The organism is Streptomyces sp. SID13031, assembly GCF_010548305.1.
In the GTDB taxonomy this organism is placed as follows: domain Bacteria; phylum Actinomycetota; class Actinomycetes; order Propionibacteriales; family Kribbellaceae; genus Kribbella.
Window position 1 is genome coordinate 48,922 of sequence record NZ_JAAGLV010000029.1, and the last position, 24,352, is coordinate 73,273.

Here is a 24,352-nt window from a genome sequence, read left to right on the forward strand (position 1 = left end):
GGGGTTCCAGGGTGACTGTCAGGCCGTGCGGACCAGTTCCGGGCGGAGGAGGACCGGGCGGGGGGAGGGGGCGAGGGTTAGGAGGTCCAGGCCCGCTACGCCGTAGCGGAGGAGGACCAGGCGGGCTACTTCGGCGCTTACGCCGAGGGGGCGGGAGACGGCGACTGCGCCGGCCTTGCGGGACATCTGTTCGGCGCGGTCCGGTAGGACGCCGGGGGCCAGGAAGAACGAGCCGACGGCTACGTGGCGACGGCCTTCCAGGCGCCACTGGAGGACGGCTTCGGCCGGGCTCGGGGTGGCGACTGTGGTGAACGCGGCGGTCACCGGGAGCTTGTGACGCTGGCCCCAGAGCCTGGCGAGCCGGGTGACGGCTGCGTTGGCCTGGGCGTCGCTCGATCCGGCGCAGGCGAGCACGAGGGCGTCGAGTTCACGCACCCGGCCGTCCTTGAGTTCGGCGCGCATCCGGCGGTCGAGCACGTCGAGCAGCGTGTCGTCGTACCCGAGGACGTCGGAGGCGATGATCCGCAGATCCGGGAACCGGCTGCGCGACTCGTCGACGACGGCCGGGATGTCGACCCGCGCGTGGAAGGCGCTGGACAGCAGCAGCGGCAGGATCACCACTTCCTCGACGCCCTCAGCGGCGAGTTTGCCCATCACCTGGTACGGCGTCGGCGGGCAGTGGTCGAGGAAGGAGGCTTCGATCCGCAGGTCGTCCCGCATCTCGCGCAGGCACTTGACCAGCGAGTGGACGGTGGCGGCCGAACGCGGATCGCGGCTGCCGTGGGCGAGGACTATGAGCGCAGGTGCAGTCACAGCAGTTCCCCTTCTTCGTCGTCGATCATGCCTGCCGCCAGCGTCCACCCGTCGTGGGCGTCGATCAGCAGGAAGGATCCGGTGATGTTGTTGCTGGAGTACGGATCAGCGGCCAGCGGTGCGGCGATTTTGAGCTGCACCTTGCCGATGTCGTTCAGTTCGAGCCCGGTGGCATCGATGACTCCGAGCGTGTCCAGGTCGAGCGCACCGTTGATTTTGGTGACGATCGCCTGGGCAGTGGTGGTGGTGTGCTTGATCAGCAGCCGGGCGCCCACGGTCAGCGGGCGGTCCGACAGCCAGCACACGGTGGCCGACAACTCCCGGCGGGTGCCGGGAGAGGAATCGGCCGAAACGATGACCGACCCGCGGGCGACGTCGAGGTCGTCGGCGAGCCGGACGGTGACAGCTTCACCGGCGACCGCGGACGGCCGCTCGGCGACCGCGGTACCGGTGGCGCTGATGACCGCGCGGTCGATCCCGGACACCGAGGTACGGCGTCCGGCCGGCAGCACTATCACCTGGTCGCCGACGGAAACGGTGCCGGAGGCAACTGTTCCGGTGTAGCCGCGGTAGTCGCGGTACTGGTCGTCGGTCTGCGGCCGGATCACGTACTGGACCGGGAAGCGCAGTGGCCGGGCCGAGATGTCGTCACGGCCGGTCGCGTCCTCCAGGTACTGCAGCAGCGTCGGCCCGTCGTACCAGGCGGTGGCCTGAGAGCGCTCCACGATGTTGTCGCCGACGAGCGCGGAGACCGGGATCGCCTGGACGTCGCTGATGTTCAGCTGGTCGGCCAGTTGCGAGACGTCCTTGGCGATGCCCTTGAACACGGCCTCGTCGTAGCCAACCAGGTCGATCTTGTTCACCGCCAGTACGACGTGGGGCACCCGGAGCAGGCCGGCCACGGCGAGGTGGCGGCGGGTCTGCTCGAGTACTCCGTGCCGCGCGTCGACCAGGATGATCACGACATCCGCCGTGGAGGCGCCGGTGACCGTGTTGCGCGTGTACTGCACGTGCCCCGGGCAGTCGGCCAGGATGAATGAGCGCTTGTCGGTCGCGAAGTACCGGTAGGCGACGTCGATCGTGATGCCCTGTTCGCGTTCGGCGCGCAGGCCGTCCGTGAGCAGAGCGAAGTCGAAGTCACCGGTACCGCGGCTGGACGAGACGTGCTGAACGTGCGCGATCTGGTCGGCGAGGATCGCCTTGCAGTCGTGCAGCAGCCTGCCGACCAGGGTGGACTTGCCGTCGTCGACCGAGCCTGCCGTGGCGAGGCGGAGCAGTTGCCGCTGGAGAGGGGTGCTCATCAGAAGTACCCCTCTCGTTTGCGGTCTTCCATGGCGGCTTCGCTGGCCCGGTCGTCGGCGCGGGTGGCGCCGCGCTCGGTGATCTCGCTCGCGGCGACCTCGATGACGACCTGGGCCGGCGACGACGCTGTCGAGGCGACCGCGCCGGTGCAGGACATGTCGCCGACGGTCCGGTAGCGGACCACCCGGCGGGTGACGCCCTCACCGGAGCGCGGCTGCGAGTAGGGGCCGACGGCAAGCAACATGCCGTCGCGCTCGAAAACGTCCCGCTCGTGCGCGTAGTAGATGCTCGGGAGAGCGATCTCTTCGCGCTCGATGTAGTTCCAGATGTCGAGCTCGGTCCAGTTCGACAGCGGGAACACCCGGACGTGCTCGCCCGGCTTGTGCTTGCCGTTGTACAGCGACCACAGCTCGGGCCGCTGGTTGCGCGGGTCCCACTGGCCGAACTCGTCGCGGAGGCTGTAGATCCGCTCCTTGGCGCGAGCGCGTTCCTCGTCCCGGCGGCCGCCGCCGAAGACCGCGTCGAACCGGTGCCCGTTGATTGCATCGAGCAACGGAATGGTCTGCAGCTGGTTGCGGGTGCCGTCCGAGCGCTCTCTGAGCCGCCCGTCGGCCAGGTAGTCCTCGACCTTCGCGACCTCGAGCCGCAGTCCGAGCCCCGCGACGGTCGCGTCGCGGTAGTCCAGTACTTCGGTGAAGTTGTGCCCGGTATCGACGTGCAGCAACGTGAACGGAACCTGCGCCGGCGCGAACGCCTTGCGCGCCAGGTGCAGCATCACGATCGAGTCCTTGCCACCGGAGAACAGGATCACCGGCCGCTCGAACTCCGCCGCGACCTCGCGGAAAATGAAGATCGACTCGCTCTCGAGTGCATCCAGCTCGGTCGCTACTGGAGCATCTGACCGGGGCGGTGGGGTGGGCGAGGAATCAAACACAGTGGCGGTCATGTGTGCAGCCCGCATTCGGTCTTGCCCTGGCCGGCCCAGCGGCCGCTGCGAGGATCCTCGCCCGGTGCGACCTGCTTGGTGCACGGCTGGCAGCCGATCGACGGGTAGCCGTCGTACTGCAGCAGGTTGACGAGCACGCCGTTGTCGTTGATGTACCCGTCCAGGTCGTCCTGGGTCCACGGCGCGAGCGGGTTGAGTTTCACCATGTCGCGCTTCTCGTCGTACTCGACGATCTGGGTGTTCGCCCGCGTCGGCGCCTCTTCCCGCCGTACGCCGGTGACCCAGGCCTTGTAGCCCGAGAGCACCCGGTTGAGCGGCTCGACCTTGCGCATCGCGCAGCACTTGTCGGGCTCGCGAGCGAACAGGTCCTTCCCGTACTCCGCGTCCTGCTCGGCAACGGTCTGCTTCGGGAGGGCGTTGATGAGGTTGATCGGGAGCGTCGCGGCGACCGCGTCCCGGGTGCCGATCGTCTCGGCGAAGTGGTAGCCGGTGTCGAGGAACAGAACGTCGACACCAGGTGCCGCCTCGGCCGCCAGGTGGGGGAGTGCCCCGTCTGCCATCGACGCGGTCACGACCAGCTCGTCACCGAAGGTCTCCCGCGCCCATGCCAGCACCTCCAGCGCCGAGGCGTCGGCTAGTCGTTCGTTCGCCTCCTCGGCGAGTTCCTTCAAGGCATTCATTCGACGCTCACCCGCAGTCCGATCATCTTCAGCTGAAAGACCCGTGCACAAGGCCGGCACTCCCACGCGCCATGGCCCTCTTCAGAAGGACGCAAGTCCTCATCTCCGCAGTAGGGGCAGTACAACGGTGCAGCGCGCTCGCTCACTGAAGTGCTCCTTCCTCGGCACGGACGACCCACTGGGCGAAGCGTTCGCCCTCGGACCGCTCTTTCAGGTAGTTCTGGGTGATGCGTTCGACGTAGTCGGTGAGACCGGCCGAGGTGACCTTGTGACCGCGCAGCTTGCGGCCGAAGCCGGCGTCCAGCCCGAGGCCGCCGCCGAGGTGGACCTGGTAGCCCGACACCTGATTGCCCTCGGCATCCAGCACCAGCTGGCCCTTGAGGCCGATGTCGGCGACCTGGATCCGGGCGCAGGAGTTCGGGCAGCCGTTCACGTTCACGGTGATCGGTACGTCGAGATCGGGGATCCGCTCCTCGAGCTCGTCGATCAGCTCCGCCGCCCGGGCCTTCGTCTCAACGATGGCCAGCTTGCAGAACTCGATGCCGGTGCAGGCCATCGTGTTCCGCCGCCAGGCCGACGGCCGCGCCTGGAAACCGAGGTCGGCCAGCGCGGTGACGAGCGACTCGACCCGCGACTCCTCCACGTCGAGCACGATGAACTTCTGCTGCGCGGTGGTACGGATCCGGTCCGACCCGTGCGCCGCGACGACATCGGCCACCTTGGCGAGAGCGCTCCCCGAGACCCGGCCGACGATGGGCGCGACGCCCACGTAGTACCGGCCGTCCTTCTGCTGGTGCACGCCGACGTGATCACCCTGGACGGCGGGGATCGCGGGCGCGGGGCCGTCGATGAGTTTGCGGCCGAGATACTTGTCGCTCTCGAGGATCTCGCGGAACTTCTCCATGCCCCAGTCGGCCACCAGGTACTTCAATCGCGCCCGCGTCCGCAGCCGGCGATAGCCGTAGTCGCGGAAGATGCCGATGACGCCCTTCCAGACCAGGTGGACTTCGTCCAGCGGGATCCACGCCCCGACGCGCTGAGCGAGCATCGGGTTGGTGGACAGGCCGCCGCCGACCCAGAGGTCGAAGCCCGGCCCGTGTTCGGGGTGGACGACGCCGACGAAGCTGATGTCGTTGACCTCCGGCACCACGTCGTGCGACGGGTGGCCGGTCATCGCGGTCTTGAACTTGCGTGGCAGGTTGGAGAACTCGGCGGTACCGATGTACCGCTCGACGATGTCGTCGATGGCCGGGGTCGGGTCGATGATCTCGTCCGCCGCGATCCCGGCGACCGGGCTGGAGATGATGACCCGCGGGACGTCGCCGCACGCCTCGGTGGTGTATAGCCCGACGGCTTCGAGCTTCTGCCAGATGGCCGGTACGTCCTCGACCCGGATCCAGTGCAGCTGGATGTTCTGCCGGTCGGTGATGTCGGCGGTGTCGCGGGCGTAGGTGCTGGACACCTCGGCGATCACCCGCAGCTGCTCGGTACTGAGCTGGCCGCCCTCGATCCGGATCCGGAGCATGAAGTACTTGTCGTCCAGCTCCTCCGGCTCGAGCGTCGCGGTCTTGCCGCCGTCGATACCGGGCTTGCGCTGGGTGTAGAGACCCCACCAACGGAACCGGCCGCGCAGGTCGGCCGGGTCGATCGAGTCGAACCCGCGGTGGGCATAGACGTTCTCGATCCGGGCCCGGACGTTCAGGCCGTCGTCGTTCTTCTTGTTCTCTTCGTTCTTGTTCAGGGGCTCGCGGTAGCCCAGCGCCCACTGACCCTCGCCTTTCCCCTTGCGGGGGCGCGGAGCCTTCTTGGGCGGTGTGGCTTGCTGAGGTGAGGAGACGCCAGTCATCCGGAACGGTGTCCTTGTCCTAGAGACAGGTGCGTCCGCGTGAGGCTAGCTCGAAGCGTCGTCGATTCGATCTGGTCTGCGCGGTGCGCACCCAGCAGATGTTTCGAGCGGGGTGGCTGTCAGAGCATCGAAGGACGACAGATGGCGCTGCGCATACGACCGAGGTCGACGTGAATCCGACCTACGAGATGAGTCGAGCGGGCAGCGAGCATGGTGATAATGCTCAGCGTGATCGGCCGTTAAATCAACTCCCATTCCTGCATCGTGAGATGAGATCTCATGATGTGGATATCTGCACCAGTCTGCTGCTGATTGTTTCAGGCGTGAAATGTCACCAGCAAGAACTCTTGTGCAAGAAATCTTGTCAAAGATAGTCTCACCGTCATGAGCCCTGCGAACCGGCGGACGGCCGATACCTCCGTGATCGCCGCCGTCCATCATCCACTGCGCCGCCGGCTGATCGACCTGATCAGCGTCGAGGGTCCGTCGACCGCTTCCCGGCTGGCCGAGGCGACCGGCGAACTGGTCGGGAATGTCAGTCATCACCTCAAGGTGCTGGCTGCCGCCGGGGTGATCGAGGAGGCTCCCGAGCTGGCGAAGAACCGGCGCGAGCGGTGGTGGCGGAGCGCCCATCCGTCGCATCTGTGGTCCATCGCGGACGGCGCCGACGACCCGGCTGCAGAGCTCATCGCGGTCAGCGATGAGGAGGCGAGGCTGGCGCACCAGGCGGCGAAAGTGCGTGGCTGGTTCGAGGATCGGCAGCAGTACGACGAGCCTTGGATGCGGGCCGCGTTCTCGGCCGAGAGTTGGGTCACATTGACACCCGAACGGCTCGCCGAGCTGTCCGGGCGGATACAGGAACTGCTCCAGGAGTACTCCGATGAGCCGAGCTCCGGTGCAGACGCCGAAACGGTTTTCGTCTTCGCCCATGGCGTGCCGGCGCGGCCGTAGCGCGATCGGCTGCAGCCTGCCTTCGTCATCGCCTCCGCCATCGCCTCCGCCATCGCCTCCGCCATCGCCTCCGCCATCGCCTTCCCGTCGTCGCTCGGCTGCGCTAGCGTGTGCGCAACCAATAGGAAGGTTTCCTAACGGTTCTCGCTACAGGTCGTTGCGAGTCGTTTGCGAAGGAGCTCGCGATGGGGACGTTGCGCCGCGTCATGTCGATCACCCTGGCCGCCGGATTGGCGGTGACTCCCGTGACGGCTGCGGCCGGCCTTGCCACCCCGCAGTACTCCGGATTGATCCGGGTGAACCAGCTCGGCTACACCGGCGCGGCAGGCGAATCGGCGTACCTGATGACGGGTCAGGTGGCTGCGGGAGCCCGCTTCGAGGTGGTCGATCGACGGGGTCGCCGGGTGCTCACCGGGCGGGCTGGGCAGGACGCCGGCGCGTGGAACTCGACGTACAAGCATGTCTATCGGCTGGATCTTTCGGGGTTGCGGCGGCCCGGGACGTACCGGGTGAAGGTGGCCGGTGTGCCGACTTCGCCGGCCTTCGAGGTCGGGTCGGACACTCGGTTGCTCGGCGGCGCGAAGGACAAGGCGGTGACGTTCTTCACCGAACAGCGAGACGGCGCGAACGTCGTCAGCGGGTCGCTCGGGCGCAAGCCGGCGCACCTCACCGACCGGGCTGCGTCGGTCTATGAGACGCCGACCTTCGTGGATCCCGACACCGACCAGACGGTGGGGGAGCTGCGGAAGATCGGTGGTCCGGTCGACGTCGAGGGCGGCTGGTACGACGCCGGCGACTACCTCAAGTTCACCCACATCGCGGCGTACTCGGAATCGTTGCTCTGGGCATCGGCTCGGGACAGCCGGTGGCCGGATTCGACCGTACTGAAGGAAGCCCGGCACGGGTTGGCCTGGCTGGACAAGATGTGGGACGAGCGGACGAAGACGCTCTACATCCAGGTCGGCGCGGGCGCCGGGAACGTCGAGGAGACGTTCATCGGCGACCACGACATCTGGCGGCTGCCCGAGGCGGACGACCACGACAACGCGCCCGGACACCAGTTCATCAAGAACCGCCCGGTCTTCCGCGCGGCCGCTCCCGGCAAGCCCATCAGCCCTAACCTGGCCGGCCGGACGGCGGCAGCCTTCGCTCTTGCCGCCCAGGTCGAGGCCCGTACGTCGCCCGCGCTCGCTCGCCGGCACCTCGCGACCGCGGCGCAGATCTATGCGATGGCGCAGACGACGGACGTCAAGCAGCTGACCACCTCGCTGCCCTTCGCCTTCTACCCGGAGAGCGCCTGGCGTGACGACCTCGAGCTCGGCGCTGCTGAGCTCGCTCTCGCTGCGCAGAAGCTTCGTGATCCCCGTGCCAAGGGTTGGCTCAAGGCTTCGCAGTACTGGGCGGGGGAGTACCTGAAGCACGAGGCCGGTGGCGACACGCTCAACCTGTACGACGTGAGCGCACTCGCGCATGCGGACCTGATCCGCGCGGCTCGCTTCGATCGCTCGGTTGATGTCGCCCCGTTGAAGGCTGACCTCCGGGCGCAGTTGGAGATCGGGGTGAAGCGGGCCGCCAAGGACCCGTTCGGCGCCGGCGCGCAGTACGACAACTTCGACGCCGTACCGCACGCCTTCGGCCTGGCGGCGACCTCGCGCCTCTACCGGACGGCGACCGGCGACCGTCGGTACGACGCCTTCGGAGCCGGCCAGCTGAACTGGAACTTCGGCGCGAACCCGTGGGGCGTCTCCTTCATGGTCGGCATCGGCGAACCCGCCGAACGCTGCCCCCACCACCAGATCGCCAACATCGTCGACCGCCCGCTGATCGGCGGAGTCGTCAACGGCCCGAACTCCGCCGAGCTCTTCGAGGAAGGCCTCGGCGACAACCTCGACAACATGAAGCCCTGCCCCGCCAACGGCGTCGACACCTTCAACCAGTTCACCGGCCGAGGCTCCCGCTACGTAGACGACGTCCGCTCCTGGCAAGCCTCAGAACCCGCCGACGACTTCGCCGCGATCGCCGTCTACGCGCTCACCCGCTGAAACTCGCCACTTTCAGCGGGCTGGGTGGGTGGCGCGCCAGTTCTTGATCATTTGGTTGAGGTCTTCTCGGATGAACGCGAAGAACTCGGCGTTGTCGGTCAGGCGTTGGCCTATGACGGTGTCGGGGCCGAAGAGGTCTACGCCGGACAGTACCGATGATTCCCATTCGCCCAGCGCGTTGTTGCGGCGTTCGAGGATGGCGGCGAAGACGTCGTCGCGGATGCGGTAGTGGTCCTTGCGGGAGCCGGGCAGCCGTTCGCGGGTGATGAAGGAGACCTGGATGAGCTGCCGGACGGCTCCGGACACGGCCGGCTGGCTGATCTGCAGGGATTCGGCGAGCTCGGCGGCGGTCATCGTGCCGGTGGGGCTGACGAGCATGCGCGCCATCACGCGGGCCGACATCGACGGTACGCCGCTGTTCGTGAGCACCCCGGCGAAGCGCTCGACGAACTGGCTGACCTCGGCGGGCGTGGGCTCCGATGACATGACCAAACACTATAGGAGTCGAATCTATCGCAACTAGCAGAGAGTTCTGATAATTGGCGCCCATGACTTCCGTCTCCGCAGCCGAGGGGGCGGCCCCCTGACTGGCGGCCCCGCTTCGGTGTACTTTCCGCGCTCTGCCTCGCCGTCCTTGTGCTCGCCGCGCTCCTGCTCGCCGCGAGCCTGCTCGGCGACCGTTACGGACGGCGCAAGATCATCGGAAGGATTGCCCGCCCCGACTGCTGGCGCGGTCGAGAAGGGCCTCGGCTCAGGTCTCGCGGTGGCGGAGAAGACCGGTTCGACCGATCTGCTGGCCTCGGTGCGCGACTCGTTCCTGTCGAGTCTCACGACCATTGGGGGTGTCGGCGGGGCTGGCGCCATACAGGCCGCCGTACTGATGCCCAAGCGGGCTGCAAAGGCGGCACTGAAGGCGTTGGTTGGAATCGAGCAGGAGGCCAGAAAGGCAGCGTCCGCTCCCCAGCCGAGTGCGGACGCTGTCGGGTCTTTCAGGAAGACGACGTCGGCGTGGGCGTAGTGGTCTGCCGCGGCTCGGTTTGTGACGGTGGCGTCTTCTGTTCTAGGACGCCTTTACTGATCTGGCTCCACAATGTCACGGTGCCAGTTACGAGAGGTATTACCAGGAGCAAGGTGGGCAGCACTCGACCTAGGCCCAAGTAGCTCTGGAACAGCTTGAACGGAGACTCATGAGTGCGTTGGCCGGCTAGCGTTCTCAGGTCGAACATTAGGCCGACGACGAAAGTAATGAAGAAGACGAGCGTCGATCGGAGCGCGATGTTGAGCGACGAGGATTGGTGTAGCGCCTGATTGAGTGCGACATGCACTCCGAGGGGCACGGCAACGCACAGCCAGATGAAGAGGGCTCGGTTCGAGCCCCGGCGACCCACGAGTGAACTCCAGGCGATACCGAGGAGCATAGGCGGAATAATCCAGAACAGTACTTCGTTAACCAGGGAACCCAACAACCCGAATGACGGGTCGAGCCAATAGAAGGCGGCAAATGACTCACGTTCTGGAAATGTCGACTTGTAGGTGAAGTAGCACCCCAACGGAACGGCCACTATGGCACTGTACTTGGCGGCCGTGGCCACGTTTCGTAAGAGGTCAGTGGTGCCCAATGCCAATGCGACGTCCACTGGGTGGGCCCGGCCGGGGAGAGGCTCACCCGCTGGTCCGGCAGGCCCGCTTTGCTGTCTCCTCCCTCCGAAGCGGAGGCGTCTTCGCCGGGTGGTCGTATGGTCGGTGGTGGCGATTGGCCATCGATGCAGCGTTTCCATCTCTGTCTTGAGGCTCTCGCGCCAGTGCACCTGTTCAATGGTGAGAGGCTTTCCTTCAAGGGCCTTCAGGTCAGCGCTTAGCTCTGTCACGCGACGATCGGCGGTCAGTAGTTTCTGCTGGACCTCTTTCAGGCGAGTGGCCGGCGTGACGCCCAGCAGGTGCCGAAGCGATCGCAGCAGCACGAGATGCTGGGATGCAGTGAGGAGGAGGAATGTACTGGCGAAACCGACAACTGAGGCAACATTGAAATGGAGGCCGAGATACCATTGCGGCGCAGTCAGGAGCAGAACGGCGGCTACTGCCTGGGCGAGCAGGAAATGGTCGCGGCTCTCCAGAATTAAAGGCGCACGTCGATATCGGGTGGCCACTAAGAGAACGATTCCGACTATCGCGATCACCGGTAGCCACTGGCGAAGGACGCCGACCGAGTCAGACAGGGTCGATTCTCGGTAGTAGTATGCCGATGCCAAGGCGACTAGTGCGCTGACGGCAAGCGGAACGCTAGCACCGAAAGCTATCCTCCGGCTCAGGCGGGAGCTCTGGCTTCTGTGTGCGGTGAGCATCGTGATGGCGGCCGATGTGGTGACGAGCCACGCGAGCAGCAATGCGACTATACCTGTGAGTAGGCCAATGAATCCGGTTTGAAGGAGAAGTGCCCCGGCGGCCGCGGCGAGGATCAGCAGCGAGAAGAGGGGTCTCCTTCGCCTGCCAGACCGCCAGATCATCAACAGTGCCAGGGATGAGATCGCTGAGATGCCCACCCAACTGGAGTCGATGACTGGAAACGGGATTTGTGAGGCGATGTCGTATGTGATCTCGCTGAGAGCAAAGGCAGCGAGAATCAAGCTGATCATACGGAGAGTACGACGGCCGCGCTCGAACTCGATGCTTGAGCCCCTGGTAGCCCGTTTGGCGAGGGCCAATGCCATGATTCCCCATAGGAGGAATTCCTGAGCGTCGCGGGGAATGTACTGGCCGTATCCACCGGTCTCGAGATAGTAGACCGTGTCCAGGGCCCGCTCTGGGACCGCTTTAAAGGAGGGTTTCGCGAAGCCGGGGTTGGATAGCTCCAAATTCATCCACTGCAACTGGCTCGACTCCCGAGAGAATGAAGCGGGCAGGGGAGAGGGCTCCTCAAACCGAAAACCGAATGCCACCGCTGTGACGGTTTTCCATGGTACGGAGCTCTTTTGTTCGAGTGATGAGTCCAGAGTGACACTGAAATCCGAGCCTGTAGTGCTAATCCGCCACGGCGACAGGTAGACGGTTTCATATGCGCTGACGGTATCTTCGTCTCTGTATTTCAGAATGACGCGGTCATTGACAAGACTGACCTCCGCGAGCATGCCGTCCGCGTCGAAGAAGCACGAGACCGCTTCCGTGAACTCTTGGCTTGATCGATCCTTTAGGAGGTTTTGGGCATCGCCCCATATTGCCGGCACGCTGATCTGGACGGTGCTGACCCATCTCACGTCGTCGACGTGCTTTGCGTTCAACTCTAGGTTTACGGTGCCGTAAGTGCCCCGGAGTTTGTTGTCCGTACAGTTGCTCAGCGGCGTCGCCGCAGCCGGTATAGCCGATTGGCAAATCGCCCAGACGCATAGCGCGAGCAGCGCAGTTAACCACCTCACCGTTGTCCCCCACGAGCCTTCGGTGTGTCGAGGACCTAGGATGTCACTTTCCAGACTGTTGGCATAGCTCGTAGGCCAGCCTAGACAAAATAGCGCCCGCTCCCTGTGTTTGGGAGCGGGCGCTGTGGTGTGTGTCAGTTCAGGTCGAGACCCGGGTACAGCGGGTGCTTGTCGAGCAGCTCTGCCGAGGCCGCGCGCACCTTGTCGGCGACACCGTCGGCCAGCACGTACTTCGCCTTGGAGGCCGCACCGGTCGAGGTGGTCGTCGGCGTGACGCTGGACAGTACGTCCACCATCAACTCGGCGACCTTGTCGAACTCGTCGCCGCCGAAGCCGCGCGTGGTCAGCGCCGGCGTACCGATCCGGACGCCCGAGGTGTACCAGGCGCCGTTCGGGTCGCGCGGGATCGCGTTGCGGTTCGTCACGATGCCCGCGTCGAGCAACGCCGACTCGGCCTGCCGGCCGGTGATCCCGTACCCCGAGACGTCGAGCAGTACGAGGTGGTTCTCGGTGCCGTCGGTGACGAGCTTGACGCCACGCTTCATCAAACCCTCGGCCAGCGTGACCGCGTTGTCCGCGACGTTCTGCGCGTAGGTCTGGAACGAAGGCTGACGCGCCTCGGCGAGTGCGACGGCCTTGGCCGCCATCACCTGGCTGAGCGGGCCACCGAGCACCATCGGGCAGCCACGGTCGACCGCGTCGGCGTACTCCGGCTGGCACAGCACCATGCCGCCGCGCGGGCCGCGGAGCGACTTGTGCGTCGTGGTCGTCGTGACGTGCGCGTGCGGTACCGGGTCGAAGTCGCCGGTGAAGACCTTGCCGGCGACGAGTCCGGCGAAGTGCGCCATGTCGACCATCAAGGTGGCGCCGACCTCGTCGGCGATCTCGCGCATCTTGGCGAAGTCGACCTTGCGGGGGTACGCCGAGTAGCCGGCGATCAGGATCAGCGGCTTGAACTCACGCGCCGTCGCGGCGACCTTGTCGTAGTCCAGCAGGCCGGTCTCCGGGTCGGTCCCGTACGAGCTCTGGTGGAACATCTTGCCGGAGATGTTCGGCCGGAAACCGTGCGTCAGGTGACCGCCGGCGTCCAACGACATGCCGAGCATCTTCTGGTCGCCCAGCGCCTTGCGAAGCTTGGCCCAGTCCTCGTCGGACAGGTCGTTGACGTGCTTGGCGCCGGCCTCGGCCAGTGCTGGGGACTCGATTCGGTTGGCCAGGATCGCCCAGAAGGCGACTAGGTTGGCGTCGATACCCGAGTGCGGCTGGACGTAGGCGTGCGGCGCGTCGAAGAGCGCTTTCGCGTGGTCGGCCGCCGTCTGCTCGACGGTGTCGACGTTCTGGCAACCGGCGTAGAAGCGGTGGCCTACGGTGCCCTCGGCGTACTTGTCCGAGAGCCAGTTGCCCATCGTCAGCAAGGTCGCGGGTGAGGCGTAGTTCTCGCTGGCGATCAGCTTCAGCGAGGAACGCTGGTCGGCCAGCTCGGCCTTGATCGCGCCGGCGATGGTGGGCTCCACCGCGCCGATCACCTCGAGCGCGTTGCGGTACGCGGCCGACGCGGCTGCGGCGTCGAAGGTTTGAGTCATCTTCGTCTCTCTCCTGAGGTCGCACAGGGGTCCCCTGTGACAAGGTCGCGGCACCCAGGCGCACGGTGCCGGCGGTCTTTTCGCTCCCCGGTGGTCGATCCCACCTCAGCGCCAGTCGCGACGCGGTAACCCTAGCGTGTGGGGGAGCCGAGGCTGTCGCTTGCGTCCGAAGAAGTGAATGGGACGTCCCTCCAGTTCTTCGGACGTAAGCGGTCAGAGGATGCGGTCGAGGATCGGACCGTACGGCGTGGTGCGCGGCAGCGTGCCGAAGACGCCACCCCAGTCGCCGGCCAGCCGGGAGGCCACGAACGCGTCGGCCACTTCGGGTGTCGAGTGCCGCACGAGCAGCGATGCCTGCAGGCAGACGGCCATTCGCGCGGCTAACCGGCGAGCCCCTGCTTCGGCCCCCGCCAGGTCGGAGAGCGTCTCGAGTACGTCCGTCACGGCCGCGTCCAGGCGATGATCGGCGCCCTGGGCGGCACCGACCTCGAGCAGCCAGGCCTCGAGCGACTCGGGTCGCCGGAGCGCGCGGAGTACGTCGAGGGCGTTGACCGTGCCCGAGCCTTCCCAGATGGAGTTGAGCGGGGACTCGCGGAACAGCAGCGGGAGACCGCTCTCTTCGACGTAGCCGTTGCCGCCGAGACACTCAAGCGCCTCGGCGACGGTGAACGAGGTGCGCTTGCAGACCCAGAACTTGGCCAGCGGTAGCGCGATCCGGCGGAAGGCCGCCGCCTGCTCGTCACCGGCCAGCGAGGCATCCATTGCGGCGGCGAGCCGCATCGAGAGAGCGGTTGCTGCTTCGCTCTCGATGGCGAGGTCGGCGAGCACGTTCTGCATCGCGGGCTTGTTCTTCAGCAGGTCGCCGAAGGCACTGCGATGCGCGGTATGCCAGGTCGCCTCGACCAGGGCGCGGCGCATCAACGCGGCCGAGCCGAGCACGCAGTCGAGCCGGGTCGCCGCGACCATCTCGATGATCGTCCGTACGCCGGCGCCTTCGTCGCCCAGCCGGTAGCCGACCGTGGCGTCGAACTCGACCTCGCTGGACGCGTTCGAGCGATTGCCGAGCTTGTCCTTCAACCGTTGCAGGGCAAACGCATTCCGATTGCCATCGGCAAGAACCCGCGGTACGACGAAACAGGTCAGCCCGTCCGGCGCCTGCGCGAGTACGAGGAACACGTCGACCTGCGGCGCGGAGCAGAACCACTTGTGCCCGTTGAGCACGTACTCACCGTCGGCACCCGTCGGCGTGGCGGTGGTGAGATTGGCCCGTACGTCGGAGCCGCCCTGCTTCTCCGTCATGCCCATCCCGGCCAGCGCGCCGGCCTTCTCGGCGACGGGGAGCCGGCGGGCGTCGTACTGGGTGGCGGCGAGGCGGGGGATCCATTCCTCGGCGAGTGCCTTGTCCGCGCGGAGGGCCGGGACAGCGGCGTACGTCATCGAGATCGGGCAGCCGTGGCCGGGCTCGACCTGCGACCAGACGTAGAAGCCTGCCGCCCGGGTCAGGTGGGGTGACGGTCTGTCGCTGGTCCAGGGCGCCGCCTGGAGGCCGAAACCGACGGCCTTCTCCATCAGCCAGTGCCAGGAGGGGTGGAACTCGACCTCGTCGATGCGGTTGCCGTAGCGGTCGTGCGTCCGTAGTACGGGGGAGTTCTGGTTGGCGGGGAGGGCATGAGAGAGCGCTTCCTGGGTGCCGGCCAACTCGCCGATCGCGGTCAGCCCCGGATCGTCGATCAGGTCAGCGTGCGGCTGCAGAGAGTCACGAAGTGCCGTGTCCCGCGTGAAGAAGTTCACCCCTTGCAGTGGGGGAGCCTGATTCGTTGCAGCGTTTGGGTCCGCCATGTCAGTACGGTAAGCGCTATGGCACGCTCTGGGTCCGAGACCTCCGTCTCATTCGCATGGGCCCGACGACTCCCCGGCACGACGTGGCGGCTGCTGACCCAGACGGTCGGCACCTGCCTGCGCTACCGGGTGACAGGACTGGCCGCGGAGGCGGCGTTCTTCGCGATCCTGTCGCTGCCGCCGCTGATCTTCGGACTGGCCGGCAGCATCGGCTTCATCGCCGGCAGGTACTTCCAGGTCGAGACGATCGACGACATCAAGCTGCAGATCGCCGACCTGGCCGGCCGCGCGCTGACCGCGGACGCCGTCAACACCGTGATCGTGCCGACGCTGGAGAAGGTGCTCGACGACGGCGGCCGGCCGGACGTCATCTCGATCGGTTTCGTGCTGGCGCTGTGGTCCGGCAGCCGGGCGCTCAACGTCTTCGTCGACACGATCACGATCATGTACGGGATGGGCGGCCGGCGCGGCATCGTCCGCACCCGGGCGCTGTCCTTCAGCCTGTACTGCGCCGCGCTGGTGATCGGCGTGATCGTGCTGCCGCTGGTGCTGGCCGGCCCGCAAGCCGTCGACGCGCTGCTGCCGGAGCGGCTGGACTTCCTGAACCAGCTCTACTGGCCGGTCGTGACGATCCTTTCGGCGGGCTTCCTGAACACCCTGTACCACCTGTCGGTGCCGGTGCGGACGCCGTGGGTCTCGGATCTGCCCGGGTCGTTCCTGGCGCTGTCGATCTGGATCCTCGGCAGCTTCGTCCTGCGCTGGATCTTGCAGACCACCGTCGGCGGGACGTCCATCTACGGACCACTCGCGGCGCCGATAGCCGTGCTGATGTGGCTCTACATGACCGCGATCGCAGTACTGATCGGCGCGGCACTCAATGCGGTGGTGGACAGGATGTGGCCGCACAAGTCGCGCAAGCTGGCCGAGGCTTCCGAGCCGGTGATGAAGGCCGACTCGAAGGCGCACCACGAGGACGAGATCGCGCCGGACGACGAGCGTCCAGAGGTGAAGATGGCCAAGGCCATCGAAGCCCTCGGCGAGCACAAAGCCCCGGCCTCGCCCGCAGCTGTCGAGCCGCCCGCTGCTGCGCCTGCTGTCGAGCAGGTGAGCGAACCTGTGACTGAGGTTGTCGTCGAGCCAGTTGCTGAGCCGGTTGCTCAGCCTGCTTCTAAGCCGGCTTCTAAGCCTGTTTCTGAGCCGCCGGTCGCCGCTGGGGAGGCGGAAGCCGCGCCGGAGCCGGCGCCCGCGCTGCGGGCTCAGCGCGACGAGCGCAAGCCGGCGGTGGTCGGAAAACCCGGTGCGCCGACCGAACCCGACGACCTAGTCTGAATGCATCGTGAATGGACATGGAAGGGAGATGACGCAGCCATGAGCTTTTATCAGGCCCGCCGGGCCGTCGTCTCTTACTTCGTCCGTCCGCTGAGCTGAACTCGCGGCCGGGCCTCCCGAAAGGTTCGTCGCCAGATGTCAGCAGAACTTCAGGCCCTGGGGCTCGACACCCCGACGGCCCACTACTTCGCAACACTCTCCGCTGAGCTCGTACCGGGCCGCGTGGTCCGGGTCGACAAGGGCTTGTCGACCGTCCTCACCGAAGACGGTTCGGTCCGCGCCAGCTGGTCCGGCGCGATCCTGGCAGCCATTGCCACCGACCCGCAGGCAACTCCTTGTACCGGCGACTGGGTCGCCTTGCGCGACTGGCCGGACGATCGCATCACCGTCGAGGCCGTCGCACCACGCCGTACCGCGATCGTGCGGGCCGAGGTCGGCGGGAGTTCGCGCGGCCAGGTCCTCGCCGCCAATGTCGACGTGGTCGCGATCGTGACCGGGTTGCATCCAGAGCCCAACATCGGCCGGATAGAGCGCTTTCTCGCCCTCGCCTGGGAGAGTGGCGCCCGGCCGGTCGTAGTACTGACCAAGGCTGACCTTGTCGGCGACGCGGACTCCGTTGCCGAGGACGTGGCGACCGCTGCTCCTGGTGCTGACGTACTGGTCTGCAGTGCGACGACAGGGGAGGGCCTAGAGGCTGTGAGAGCGCTCCTCGAGGGCAACGCGACCATGGCCCTGCTGGGCACGAGTGGTGCTGGCAAATCGTCTCTGGTGAACGCACTGGCCGGCGTGGAACTCCTGGACGTGCAGGCGATCCGTGAGGACGGCAAGGGCCGGCATACGTCGGTACGTCGTGAGCTGATCCTCTTGCCTGGCGGTGGAGTTGTCATCGACACGCCTGGGCTGCGGGGGATCGGGTTGCAGGAGGCCGGTGAGGGGCTGGCGGCCGCGTTCCCGGATGTGACGGCTCTGGCCGAGCAGTGCCGCTTCACGGACTGCGTGCACGTGACTGAGCCCGGCTGCGCGGTGCGGCAGGCTCTGGATGAGGGAACGCTCTCTGTGCGGCGCTACGAGAGCTGGGTGAAGCTGCAGCGCGAGGCCGCGTACATGGCCCGCCGCGCGGACAGCCGACTACAGGCGGAGGCCCGCAAGGCGTGGGTCCGGCAGACCAAGGAGTACCGCCGAGACATCAAACCGCGTCAGTGATGGTCTTCGTACAGGAGAGCGAGGCCCGCGGTCGCGGGTGACCCGGGGGCTCATCCTCGGCAGTGCAAGACTCGGCGCCATGGATCGTTCTGTCTTGGTGACCGGCGCATCACGCGGTATCGGCGCGGCAACGGCAAGAGCCTTCGCCGCCGAAGGAGACCGGGTAGCCGTCCACTACAGCTCATCGCCGGACGCCGCGAAAGAAGTCCTGCAGTCCCTACCAGGCACCGGCCACGTACTGGCTCAGGCAGACCTGGCCGACCCCGAAGCAATCCGTCAAATGGTCGACGGTGCGGCAGCCGCACTGGGCAGCATCGACGTCCTGGTCAACAACGCCGGCATCTACGAACCCCACCCGATCCGCCAGACGTCCTACGACCAATGGCAGAACGCATGGACCAACACCCTCGCCGTGAACCTCATCGGCCCCGCCAACGTCACCTGGTGCGCCGTCCAGCACATGCCCCGAGGCGGCCGCATCATCAACGTCTCCTCCCGAGGCGCCTTCCGAGGCGAACCCAACCAACCCGCCTACGGCGCAAGCAAAGCCGCCATCATCTCCCTGACCCAGTCCCTAGCCAGATCCCTAGGCCCAGAAGCAATAGCCGTCACCGCAATAGCCCCCGGCTGGACCACCACAGACATGGCCGCAGAGGCCCTATCAGGAGACGGCTACCACCGCCGCCGCCTAGAAAGCCCCCTAGAACGAGTCGCCGCACCCAACGAAGTCGCCGCCGCCATCGTTTACCTGGCATCCCCCTTGGCAGAGTTCGCCACCGGCACAGTCTTGGACTTCAACGGAGGCTCGCACCTCCGCATGTAAGCCACATCAGGCGAGCGGACTGACGGGGGCTGGCCCTGCACAGCGCCACCGCGTAGAAAACTTCTATCTCGACCTGGATACTCCACTTATGGTGGGATGACCTCCTCGAAGGGCCGCGCGCGTCGGCCCCGGGTGAGGAGTTTCGATGCGCCGCACCGGTTTAGTCCTGGCCGTCCTGGTGGCCGTTCTCGGGGGGTCGCTGGTGACCGCGCCGACTGCCTCTGCCTACACACGGGAGTGGAATTCCGTGACCTCGGACGTCTGGATCAATGGCCAGGCCTGGTGCATGTGGCGGGTGCCGGACAGTCCGGCCATCGGGTGCTGGTTCCCCCAGGAGGATGACCTGCAGATCGCCGACCTGGCGACCGACAGCAAGCGGGTCGGCCTCCAGTGGAAGACCGACTACGGGCGGTTCGGGATCTGCGTGCACGCGAACGGCGCGGACAGCTATCTCGCCGGCGGCGGCCTGCAGGGCGGCAAGTTCTCCTGCAACCAGATCAACATCGCCGAGGACCACACGATCAGCTTCCGGGTGGGCACGTGCAACGGCAGTCAGGTCGACTGCGGCGTCATCGGCAACTGGGGCCAGTGGTCGGCCTGGTCGGAGCCCAAGCCCACCTGATCCCGCGCTGCCGGACGCGTTGCTCCAGCGCCTCCGCGCGTCCGGTTGGTCGGGCATGCCAGCACCAACGTGACGGACAAGACCTACCGGCACCAGCTGCGACCGTTGGGCAACTGACGGGCCAGCCCCAGCGGGTGAGGCAACTGACGGGGCCAACCCAAGCAGGTGAGTAACCGAGGGAGTCAGCCCAGGCGGTGAGTAACTGAGGGCGCCAGCCCAGGCGGGTGGGTAACCGAGGAAGCCGGCCGGGCGGGTGAGTAACCGAGGGAGCCGGCCCACGCGGGTGAACCGACTGACGGGGCCAGCCCAGGCCTTGGGGGGTGTGGGTGGCGAAGCCCCCACAACGCGGCAAGCGAAGCGCAGCCGCACAAATGACGAGAGCGACCCCCTCCGCCGAACCTGGCGGACATGGGTCGCTCATCGCTCTCGTGGACGATACTGGGATCGAACCAGTGACCTCTTCCGTGTCAGGGAAGCGCGCTACCGCTGCGCCAATCGTCCTTATTTACAAGGGTATTCGAGGTGGAGACGGGATTCGAACCCGTGTACACGGCTTTGCAGGCCGTTGCCTCGCCTCTCGGCCACTCCACCACAGAGTCTCAGCCTACCGACCTGTACCGAGCGAACGACCGGGTTCGAACCGGCGACCTCAACCTTGGCAAGGTTGCGCTCTACCAACTGAGCTACGTTCGCATCGCGCTGAGCTGTTCGAAGTTCTCCGAGCTGCTCGGTGCGAGAGCAGAACAGTAGCGCACTTTCCCGGCAGTGTGAAACTGAGTATCCCGGTGCCAGCGACACACCTTCCGGAGCGTGGATTCCGTCACTTCCGCCCCACTGGTTTCACGAGTTCTCAAGCTCCCTGCACCCGCCGCCGCCCCCGATCAGCGAGCTCTCGCGTGACCGCGGGGGAGCACCCCACGATCACCGCGATGTCGTCGAGCGGCATCGCAAACAGGTGATGCAACACGAACACCAGCCGCTCAACCGGCGTCAGCGTCTCAAGTACCGCGCATAACACAAGCCCGACCGATTCCGCCCGTGCCGTCTGGATCGAATCTGGCCGCAGCGCCTCGGCCGATCCTGTGAGCCAGTCGTCCCCACCCATTCACAGCCACCTTCCCGACCCGGCGACGTCACACCGCCGGCCCGGCATCCGTCATCAGACTGACGCCCCCGTCCGGCAAGATGTGACACCGACGAGATCACCAGGAGGAGCCCTCGTGACCCATCCCGCCGCACGCCTCGCAGAAACCCGCAAGGCCGACACCCTCCACCGCCTGGCCACCGACGTAGACGCCTGGGTCGCGACGGCCGCAGCAGACGGTACGCCGTACCTGATGCCCCTCTCGTTCCTCTGGACGGCAAACACTCTCCTGCTCTCCACGGCCCGCAACAACCCGACCAGCCGCAACCTCCAGGCAAACCCCCAACTCCACCTCTCCATCGGCGAAACCCGAGACGTAGTCCTCATCACCGGCACAGCCGAACTCCTCGATTCCCTCCCCGACGAGACAGCCACCGCCTTCGCCGAAAAAGCCGGCTTCGACCCCCGCCCCGCCAACTACCCGTTCTTCCGAGTAACCCCCACCCGCATCCAGGCCTGGCGAGAGGTAAACGAGATCAAAGCCCGAGACCTAATGACCAACGGCACCTGGCTGATCTAGCCCAGCCAGCCAGCCAGCCCGCCCGCCCGCCACCGTCCGTCGCCGCCAGCCGGACCGGCCGATCACCGCAACAGGTCGCGGCAGACGTAGTACAAGCCAACCCAAGCGGGTGGTAACTGACGGAACCAGCCCAAGCAGGTGAACCGACTGACGGAGCCAGCCCAGCCGGGTGAACCGACTGACGGGGCCAGCCCAAGCAGGTGAACCGACTGACGGAGCCAGCCCAGCCGGGTGAACCGACTGACGGGGCCAGCCCAGGCGGGTGAACCGACTGACGGAGCCAGCCCAGCCGGGTGAACCGACTGACGGGGCCAGCCCAGGCCTTGGGGGGTGTGGGTGGCGAAGCCCCCACAACGCGGCAAGCGAAGCGCAGCCGCACAAATGACGAGAGCGACCCGTTCCGCCGAACCTGGCGGACATGGGTCGCTCATCGCTCTCGTGGACGATACTGGGATCGAACCAGTGACCTCTTCCGTGTCAGGGAAGCGCGCTACCGCTGCGCCAATCGTCCAAGCATCAGGCTGTTCGAGGTGGAGACGGGATTCGAACCCGTGTACACGGCTTTGCAGGCCGTTGCCTCGCCTCTCGGCCACTCCACCAGGTGAGAAAGCGGGCCTGCCGACTTCTCTACCAGGAGGATGGCCCTCTCCGAGCGAACGACCGGGTTCGAACCGGCGACCTCAACCTTGGCAAGGTTGCGCTCTACCAACTGAGCTACGTTCGCGTTGCAACCGGGTTTTTCGTTCCCCTCGGTGCGAGAAGAACATTAGCGCACCTGCGGGCCAGTTCAAAAACGGGGGTCGCCTGCCGGCCCACTCGCGGTCATCGGCCGGTCACTCACGGACTCCGAAGCGGGCGCCGGAGGCCTTCGGCATAAGGTGTCCCCGGTTGGAAGGAGTACCCATGAACATCTGGCTGAACGGCGCTCTTCAGGATGAATCTGCCGCCGTCTCGCCGCTGGACCACGGACTCACCACGGGCGACGGGGTCTTCGAGACCCTGAAGATCGTGGACGGGCAGCCGTTCGCGGTCACCAGGCACCTCGACCGGCTGGTCGTCTCGGCGACCGGGCTCGGGTTGCCGGAGCCCGACCTGGCACAGGTCCGGGACGCGATCGCGACCGTCGTCAAGGCCGATCCGGACATCGCGTTCGGCCGGCTGCGGATCACCTACACCGGTGGGGTCTCGCCGTTGTCGTCAGATCGCGGTACGGCAGGCCCGACGTTGATCGTCGCGGCCCAGGCGATCGAGCACCCCGCGCCGACCTCGGCCATCGTGACCGTGCCCTGGGTGCGGAACGAGCGCAGCGCCGTCGCCGGGCTCAAGACGACGTCGTACGCCGAGAACGTCCTGGCGCTCGCCTACGCCAAGGCGCGCGGCGGCAGCGAGGCGATCTTCGCGAACACCGTCGGCGACCTGTGCGAGGGCACCGGCTCGAACATCTTCTGCGTGTTCGACGGCGAGCTCGTCACGCCCACCCTGGAGTCGGGCGCCCTGGCCGGCGTCACGCGCAGCCTGGTGCTGGCGTGGTTCGGGGGAGTCGAGCGCGACGTACCGCTGGAGCGCTTGGCCGAGGCCGATGAGATCTTCCTCACGTCGACCACCCGCGACGTCCAGGCGATCCATCGAGCGGACAACCGTGACCTCGCAGTACCGGGCGAAGTGACCGCCGCCGTGGCGAAGGTCTTCGCCGAGCGCTCGGCCGACGACCTCGACCCGTAAGGGCAGGCCGACGCGACCGTCGGCACCACGCGACGACAGCGCCTGCAGTACCCAGCGTTCGCCGGCACCACGCGGCGACAGCAGCCGCAGTACCGCAGCGTTCGAAGTACCGGCAGCGCTCGAAATACCCGGCAGCGTTCGAAGTGCCGAAATGACAGCGTCCGGAGTGCCAGTCGGTACTCCGGACGCTGTGTCGTCTACTCGCCGGCGGACTTGCGGCGTTCGCGGTAGGCCGCGACGTGCAGCCGGTTGCCGCAGGTGCGGGCGTCGCAGTACCGCTTGGAGCGGTTCCGGGACAGATCGATGAGCGCGTCGTCGCAGTCCGGCGCCTCGCAGCGCCGCAGCCGCTCGCGCTCGGCCGCCGAGATCACCTGGGCGAGCGCGATCCCGCACTCGACCGTGATCCGGCAGGTCAGCGACGAACCGTCGCGCGAATAGTGGATGTGCCACGGATGACCGTCGTGGTTCGTCAGCCGCGGTGTCGTCGTGCCGCTGGCGACGATCGCGTTGATCATCGCCGCCGCCTCGGCGTCCGACGCGGTCGTGAACACCGGCGCGAACAACGGCCGCAACTCGCGGACGTCCTGCAGGTCGGTCTCCGTCAGATTGCCCACCGCGCTGAACTCGCGCTCATGGACGAACTTCTCCAGGTCCTCGAGCGTTTCCATCGTGTCGACCTGGCTACTCGGTCCGGGCAGCGTGTTCACCAGCCGGACCAGCGTGCCGAGCGCGTGCTCGGTGTCGTGCGAGAAAGTCACAATCACGTCTCCAACGCGACGGGGTCTCCGTCTTGCAGCAAGAGTAGCCCGGCCCGATTCGTACGTCGCGGATCAATGCGCTATGGTTTCACCCGCAACACAGTACGACGCGCAAGCAGATCCGGGCGATTGGCGCAGTGGTAGCGCGCTTCGTTCACACCGAAGAGGTCACTGGTTCGAACCCAGTATCGCCCACGCGATCGACGAGCGACTCATGTCCGCCAACTTCGGCGGACCGGGTCGCTCGCGTCATTTGTGCGGCTTCGCTTCGCTCGCCGCGTTGTGGGGGCTTCGCCACCCACACCCCCCAATGCATGGGTCACCCCCGTCAGTCACTCACCTGTTTGGGTCACCCCCGTCAGTCACTCACCTGTTTGGGTCACCCCCGTCAGTTACTCACCTATTTGGGTTGCCTCCGCCAGTTGCCTTGCCTGCATGAGTTGGCTCGGTCAGTTGGCTCTCCGCCTGTACTGCGGCCGCGCACTCGCGCGCCTTTGTCGCGGCTTTGTGACCCGCGCACGCTCAGCTGACCCGCACCGGTAAGCGAGGCCCTGTCCTGGCCGCGCTGGCAATCCGGCGGCTGCCAAACCGGCGCGCTGTCATTTGTAGGCTCAAGCTCGACACCTCGGCCTGCGATCAGTCTTCGTCGTGTTTGCTGGTGGGCCGGACGGGCCTGAGGGGAAACTATTTGTCGGTGAAATCAGGTGGTGGTTGCAACGCTGGTTAGGTCGTTGATGAGCAAGCTAGCGAACATTTCGCGTGGGGTGTGGTAGCCGAGGCGTTTGCGGGGTCGGTCGTTGAGTTCGTCGGCGACGGCGG

19 protein-coding genes, 7 tRNA genes and 1 riboswitch are annotated in these 24,352 nt (G+C 66.4%); of the genes, 9 read left to right on the top strand and 17 right to left on the bottom strand.

What is annotated here, in order from left to right:
• Positions 1–18 precede the first annotated feature (18 nt).
• From G3I17_RS42400 to G3I17_RS37285, 5 genes are all read right to left on the bottom strand, one after another.
• A complete protein-coding gene (locus G3I17_RS42400) occupies positions 19–813 on the bottom strand; it encodes a sirohydrochlorin chelatase (RefSeq protein WP_164603746.1) in 795 nt (264 codons plus the stop codon).
• Complete coding sequence (locus tag G3I17_RS37270) at positions 810–2,114, bottom strand: GTP-binding protein (protein ID WP_164603748.1); 1,305 nt, start codon at positions 2,112–2,114, stop codon at positions 810–812. Before G3I17_RS37270 ends, G3I17_RS42400 begins: the two co-directional genes overlap by 4 nt.
• The gene (cysD, locus tag G3I17_RS37275; RefSeq protein ID WP_164603750.1) at positions 2,114–3,061 is read right to left on the bottom strand and encodes a sulfate adenylyltransferase subunit CysD; all 948 of its coding nucleotides are present in this window, start codon (positions 3,059–3,061) and stop codon (positions 2,114–2,116) included. Before cysD ends, G3I17_RS37270 begins: the two co-directional genes overlap by 1 nt.
• Entirely contained in the window at positions 3,058–3,741 is a 684-nt protein-coding gene (locus G3I17_RS37280; RefSeq protein ID WP_164603752.1) for a phosphoadenylyl-sulfate reductase, read from the bottom strand. Before G3I17_RS37280 ends, cysD begins: the two co-directional genes overlap by 4 nt.
• A gap of 142 nt (positions 3,742–3,883) precedes the next feature.
• Entirely contained in the window at positions 3,884–5,587 is a 1,704-nt protein-coding gene (locus tag G3I17_RS37285; RefSeq protein ID WP_164603754.1) for a nitrite/sulfite reductase, read from the bottom strand.
• A 384-nt stretch (positions 5,588–5,971) separates the two neighbouring features.
• On the opposite strand from G3I17_RS37285, the gene G3I17_RS37290 reads away from it, so the two are divergent.
• Together G3I17_RS37290 and G3I17_RS37295 are read left to right on the top strand one after the other, a co-directional pair.
• Positions 5,972–6,538 (top strand): winged helix-turn-helix domain-containing protein, encoded by a 567-nt coding sequence (locus tag G3I17_RS37290; protein ID WP_164603756.1) that lies wholly within the window; start codon positions 5,972–5,974, stop codon positions 6,536–6,538.
• Positions 6,539–6,723: 185 nt separating this feature from the next.
• Complete coding sequence (locus tag G3I17_RS37295; protein WP_164603758.1) at positions 6,724–8,580, top strand: glycoside hydrolase family 9 protein; 1,857 nt, start codon at positions 6,724–6,726, stop codon at positions 8,578–8,580.
• Between the two features lie 12 nt (positions 8,581–8,592).
• Here the strand turns inward: G3I17_RS37295 and G3I17_RS37300 are convergent, their stop codons facing one another.
• From G3I17_RS37300 to G3I17_RS37315, 4 genes are all read right to left on the bottom strand, one after another.
• Positions 8,593–9,066, bottom strand: a complete 474-nt coding sequence (locus G3I17_RS37300) for a MarR family transcriptional regulator (RefSeq protein ID WP_164603760.1) — start codon at positions 9,064–9,066, stop codon at positions 8,593–8,595.
• Between the two features lie 503 nt (positions 9,067–9,569).
• Positions 9,570–11,990 (bottom strand): DUF6185 family protein, encoded by a 2,421-nt coding sequence (locus G3I17_RS37305; protein ID WP_343238547.1) that lies wholly within the window; start codon positions 11,988–11,990, stop codon positions 9,570–9,572.
• A 134-nt stretch (positions 11,991–12,124) separates the two neighbouring features.
• Positions 12,125–13,573 carry a glycine hydroxymethyltransferase gene (locus tag G3I17_RS37310; RefSeq protein ID WP_164603765.1) on the bottom strand — a complete coding sequence of 483 codons (1,449 nt, stop codon included), beginning with the start codon at positions 13,571–13,573 and terminating at the stop codon, positions 12,125–12,127.
• Between the two features lie 45 nt (positions 13,574–13,618).
• Positions 13,619–13,702, bottom strand: a riboswitch (ZMP/ZTP riboswitch).
• A gap of 84 nt (positions 13,703–13,786) precedes the next feature.
• On the bottom strand, positions 13,787–15,412 hold the full coding sequence (locus G3I17_RS37315) for an acyl-CoA dehydrogenase family protein (RefSeq protein WP_164603767.1): 1,626 nt from the start codon (positions 15,410–15,412) through the stop codon (positions 13,787–13,789).
• Positions 15,413–15,430: 18 nt separating this feature from the next.
• Here G3I17_RS37315 and G3I17_RS37320 point away from each other — a divergent pair, with 18 nt between their 5' ends.
• From G3I17_RS37320 to G3I17_RS37335, 4 genes are all read left to right on the top strand, one after another.
• A complete protein-coding gene (locus G3I17_RS37320) occupies positions 15,431–16,741 on the top strand; it encodes a YihY/virulence factor BrkB family protein (protein WP_164603769.1) in 1,311 nt (436 codons plus the stop codon).
• Between the two features lie 135 nt (positions 16,742–16,876).
• Positions 16,877–17,944 (top strand): ribosome small subunit-dependent GTPase A, encoded by a 1,068-nt coding sequence (gene rsgA / locus G3I17_RS37325; protein WP_164603777.1) that lies wholly within the window; start codon positions 16,877–16,879, stop codon positions 17,942–17,944.
• A gap of 79 nt (positions 17,945–18,023) precedes the next feature.
• The gene (locus tag G3I17_RS37330; RefSeq protein WP_164603779.1) at positions 18,024–18,767 is read left to right on the top strand and encodes an SDR family oxidoreductase; all 744 of its coding nucleotides are present in this window, start codon (positions 18,024–18,026) and stop codon (positions 18,765–18,767) included.
• Positions 18,768–18,912: 145 nt separating this feature from the next.
• Entirely contained in the window at positions 18,913–19,389 is a 477-nt protein-coding gene (locus G3I17_RS37335) for a hypothetical protein (RefSeq protein ID WP_164603781.1), read from the top strand.
• 429 nt (positions 19,390–19,818) lie between these two features.
• Here G3I17_RS37335 and G3I17_RS37340 read toward each other — a convergent pair.
• The 4 genes from G3I17_RS37340 to G3I17_RS37355 all read right to left on the bottom strand — a co-directional run bounded on the left by G3I17_RS37340 (position 19,819) and on the right by G3I17_RS37355 (position 20,494).
• A tRNA-Val gene (locus tag G3I17_RS37340) sits at positions 19,819–19,890 on the bottom strand.
• A gap of 19 nt (positions 19,891–19,909) precedes the next feature.
• Positions 19,910–19,980: transfer RNA gene (locus G3I17_RS37345), tRNA-Cys, on the bottom strand.
• A gap of 29 nt (positions 19,981–20,009) precedes the next feature.
• Positions 20,010–20,082 (bottom strand) — tRNA-Gly (locus G3I17_RS37350).
• A 157-nt stretch (positions 20,083–20,239) separates the two neighbouring features.
• On the bottom strand, positions 20,240–20,494 hold the full coding sequence (locus G3I17_RS37355; protein WP_164603783.1) for a sigma factor-like helix-turn-helix DNA-binding protein: 255 nt from the start codon (positions 20,492–20,494) through the stop codon (positions 20,240–20,242).
• 115 nt (positions 20,495–20,609) lie between these two features.
• Here G3I17_RS37355 and G3I17_RS37360 point away from each other — a divergent pair, with 115 nt between their 5' ends.
• Positions 20,610–21,053: a pyridoxamine 5'-phosphate oxidase family protein gene (locus G3I17_RS37360; RefSeq protein WP_164603784.1), complete on the top strand. Its 444-nt coding sequence runs from the start codon at positions 20,610–20,612 to the stop codon at positions 21,051–21,053.
• A gap of 439 nt (positions 21,054–21,492) precedes the next feature.
• Here the strand turns inward: G3I17_RS37360 and G3I17_RS37365 are convergent.
• The 3 genes from G3I17_RS37365 to G3I17_RS37375 form a co-directional block, all read right to left on the bottom strand.
• Positions 21,493–21,564: transfer RNA gene (locus G3I17_RS37365), tRNA-Val, on the bottom strand.
• A 17-nt stretch (positions 21,565–21,581) separates the two neighbouring features.
• A tRNA-Cys gene (locus G3I17_RS37370) sits at positions 21,582–21,652 on the bottom strand.
• Positions 21,653–21,704: 52 nt separating this feature from the next.
• Positions 21,705–21,777, bottom strand: a tRNA-Gly gene (locus G3I17_RS37375).
• A 179-nt stretch (positions 21,778–21,956) separates the two neighbouring features.
• Between G3I17_RS37375 and G3I17_RS37380 the strand changes: the two genes are divergently transcribed.
• On the top strand, positions 21,957–22,775 hold the full coding sequence (locus G3I17_RS37380) for an aminotransferase class IV (RefSeq protein ID WP_164603786.1): 819 nt from the start codon (positions 21,957–21,959) through the stop codon (positions 22,773–22,775).
• 197 nt (positions 22,776–22,972) lie between these two features.
• Here G3I17_RS37380 and G3I17_RS37385 read toward each other — a convergent pair whose 3' ends face one another.
• A complete protein-coding gene (locus G3I17_RS37385) occupies positions 22,973–23,533 on the bottom strand; it encodes a CGNR zinc finger domain-containing protein (RefSeq protein ID WP_164603803.1) in 561 nt (186 codons plus the stop codon).
• Positions 23,534–23,656: 123 nt separating this feature from the next.
• On the opposite strand from G3I17_RS37385, the gene G3I17_RS37390 reads away from it, so the two are divergent.
• Positions 23,657–23,728, top strand: a tRNA-Val gene (locus G3I17_RS37390).
• Positions 23,729–24,352: the final 624 nt, after the last annotated feature.

Excerpts from the sequence above, each read along its gene's own strand:
- G3I17_RS37290 (WP_164603756.1), top strand. The coding sequence starts at position 5,972 with ATGAGCCCTGCGAACCGGCGGACGGCCGATACCTCCGTGATCGCCGCC.
- G3I17_RS37315 (WP_164603767.1), bottom strand. The coding sequence starts at position 15,412 with ATGGCGGACCCAAACGCTGCAACGAATCAGGCTCCCCCACTGCAAGGG.
- G3I17_RS37335 (WP_164603781.1), top strand. The coding sequence starts at position 18,913 with ATGCGCCGCACCGGTTTAGTCCTGGCCGTCCTGGTGGCCGTTCTCGGG.
- rsgA (WP_164603777.1), top strand. The coding sequence starts at position 16,877 with ATGTCAGCAGAACTTCAGGCCCTGGGGCTCGACACCCCGACGGCCCAC.
- G3I17_RS37285 (WP_164603754.1), bottom strand. The coding sequence starts at position 5,587 with ATGACTGGCGTCTCCTCACCTCAGCAAGCCACACCGCCCAAGAAGGCT.
- G3I17_RS37355 (WP_164603783.1), bottom strand. The coding sequence starts at position 20,494 with ATGGGTGGGGACGACTGGCTCACAGGATCGGCCGAGGCGCTGCGGCCA.
- G3I17_RS37330 (WP_164603779.1), top strand. The coding sequence starts at position 18,024 with ATGGATCGTTCTGTCTTGGTGACCGGCGCATCACGCGGTATCGGCGCG.
- G3I17_RS37300 (WP_164603760.1), bottom strand. The coding sequence starts at position 9,066 with ATGTCATCGGAGCCCACGCCCGCCGAGGTCAGCCAGTTCGTCGAGCGC.
- G3I17_RS37280 (WP_164603752.1), bottom strand. The coding sequence starts at position 3,741 with ATGAATGCCTTGAAGGAACTCGCCGAGGAGGCGAACGAACGACTAGCC.
- G3I17_RS37310 (WP_164603765.1), bottom strand. The coding sequence starts at position 13,573 with ATGACTCAAACCTTCGACGCCGCAGCCGCGTCGGCCGCGTACCGCAAC.
- G3I17_RS37320 (WP_164603769.1), top strand. The coding sequence starts at position 15,431 with ATGGCACGCTCTGGGTCCGAGACCTCCGTCTCATTCGCATGGGCCCGA.
- cysD (WP_164603750.1), bottom strand. The coding sequence starts at position 3,061 with ATGACCGCCACTGTGTTTGATTCCTCGCCCACCCCACCGCCCCGGTCA.
- G3I17_RS37270 (WP_164603748.1), bottom strand. The coding sequence starts at position 2,114 with ATGAGCACCCCTCTCCAGCGGCAACTGCTCCGCCTCGCCACGGCAGGC.
- G3I17_RS37295 (WP_164603758.1), top strand. The coding sequence starts at position 6,724 with ATGGGGACGTTGCGCCGCGTCATGTCGATCACCCTGGCCGCCGGATTG.
- G3I17_RS37380 (WP_164603786.1), top strand. The coding sequence starts at position 21,957 with ATGAACATCTGGCTGAACGGCGCTCTTCAGGATGAATCTGCCGCCGTC.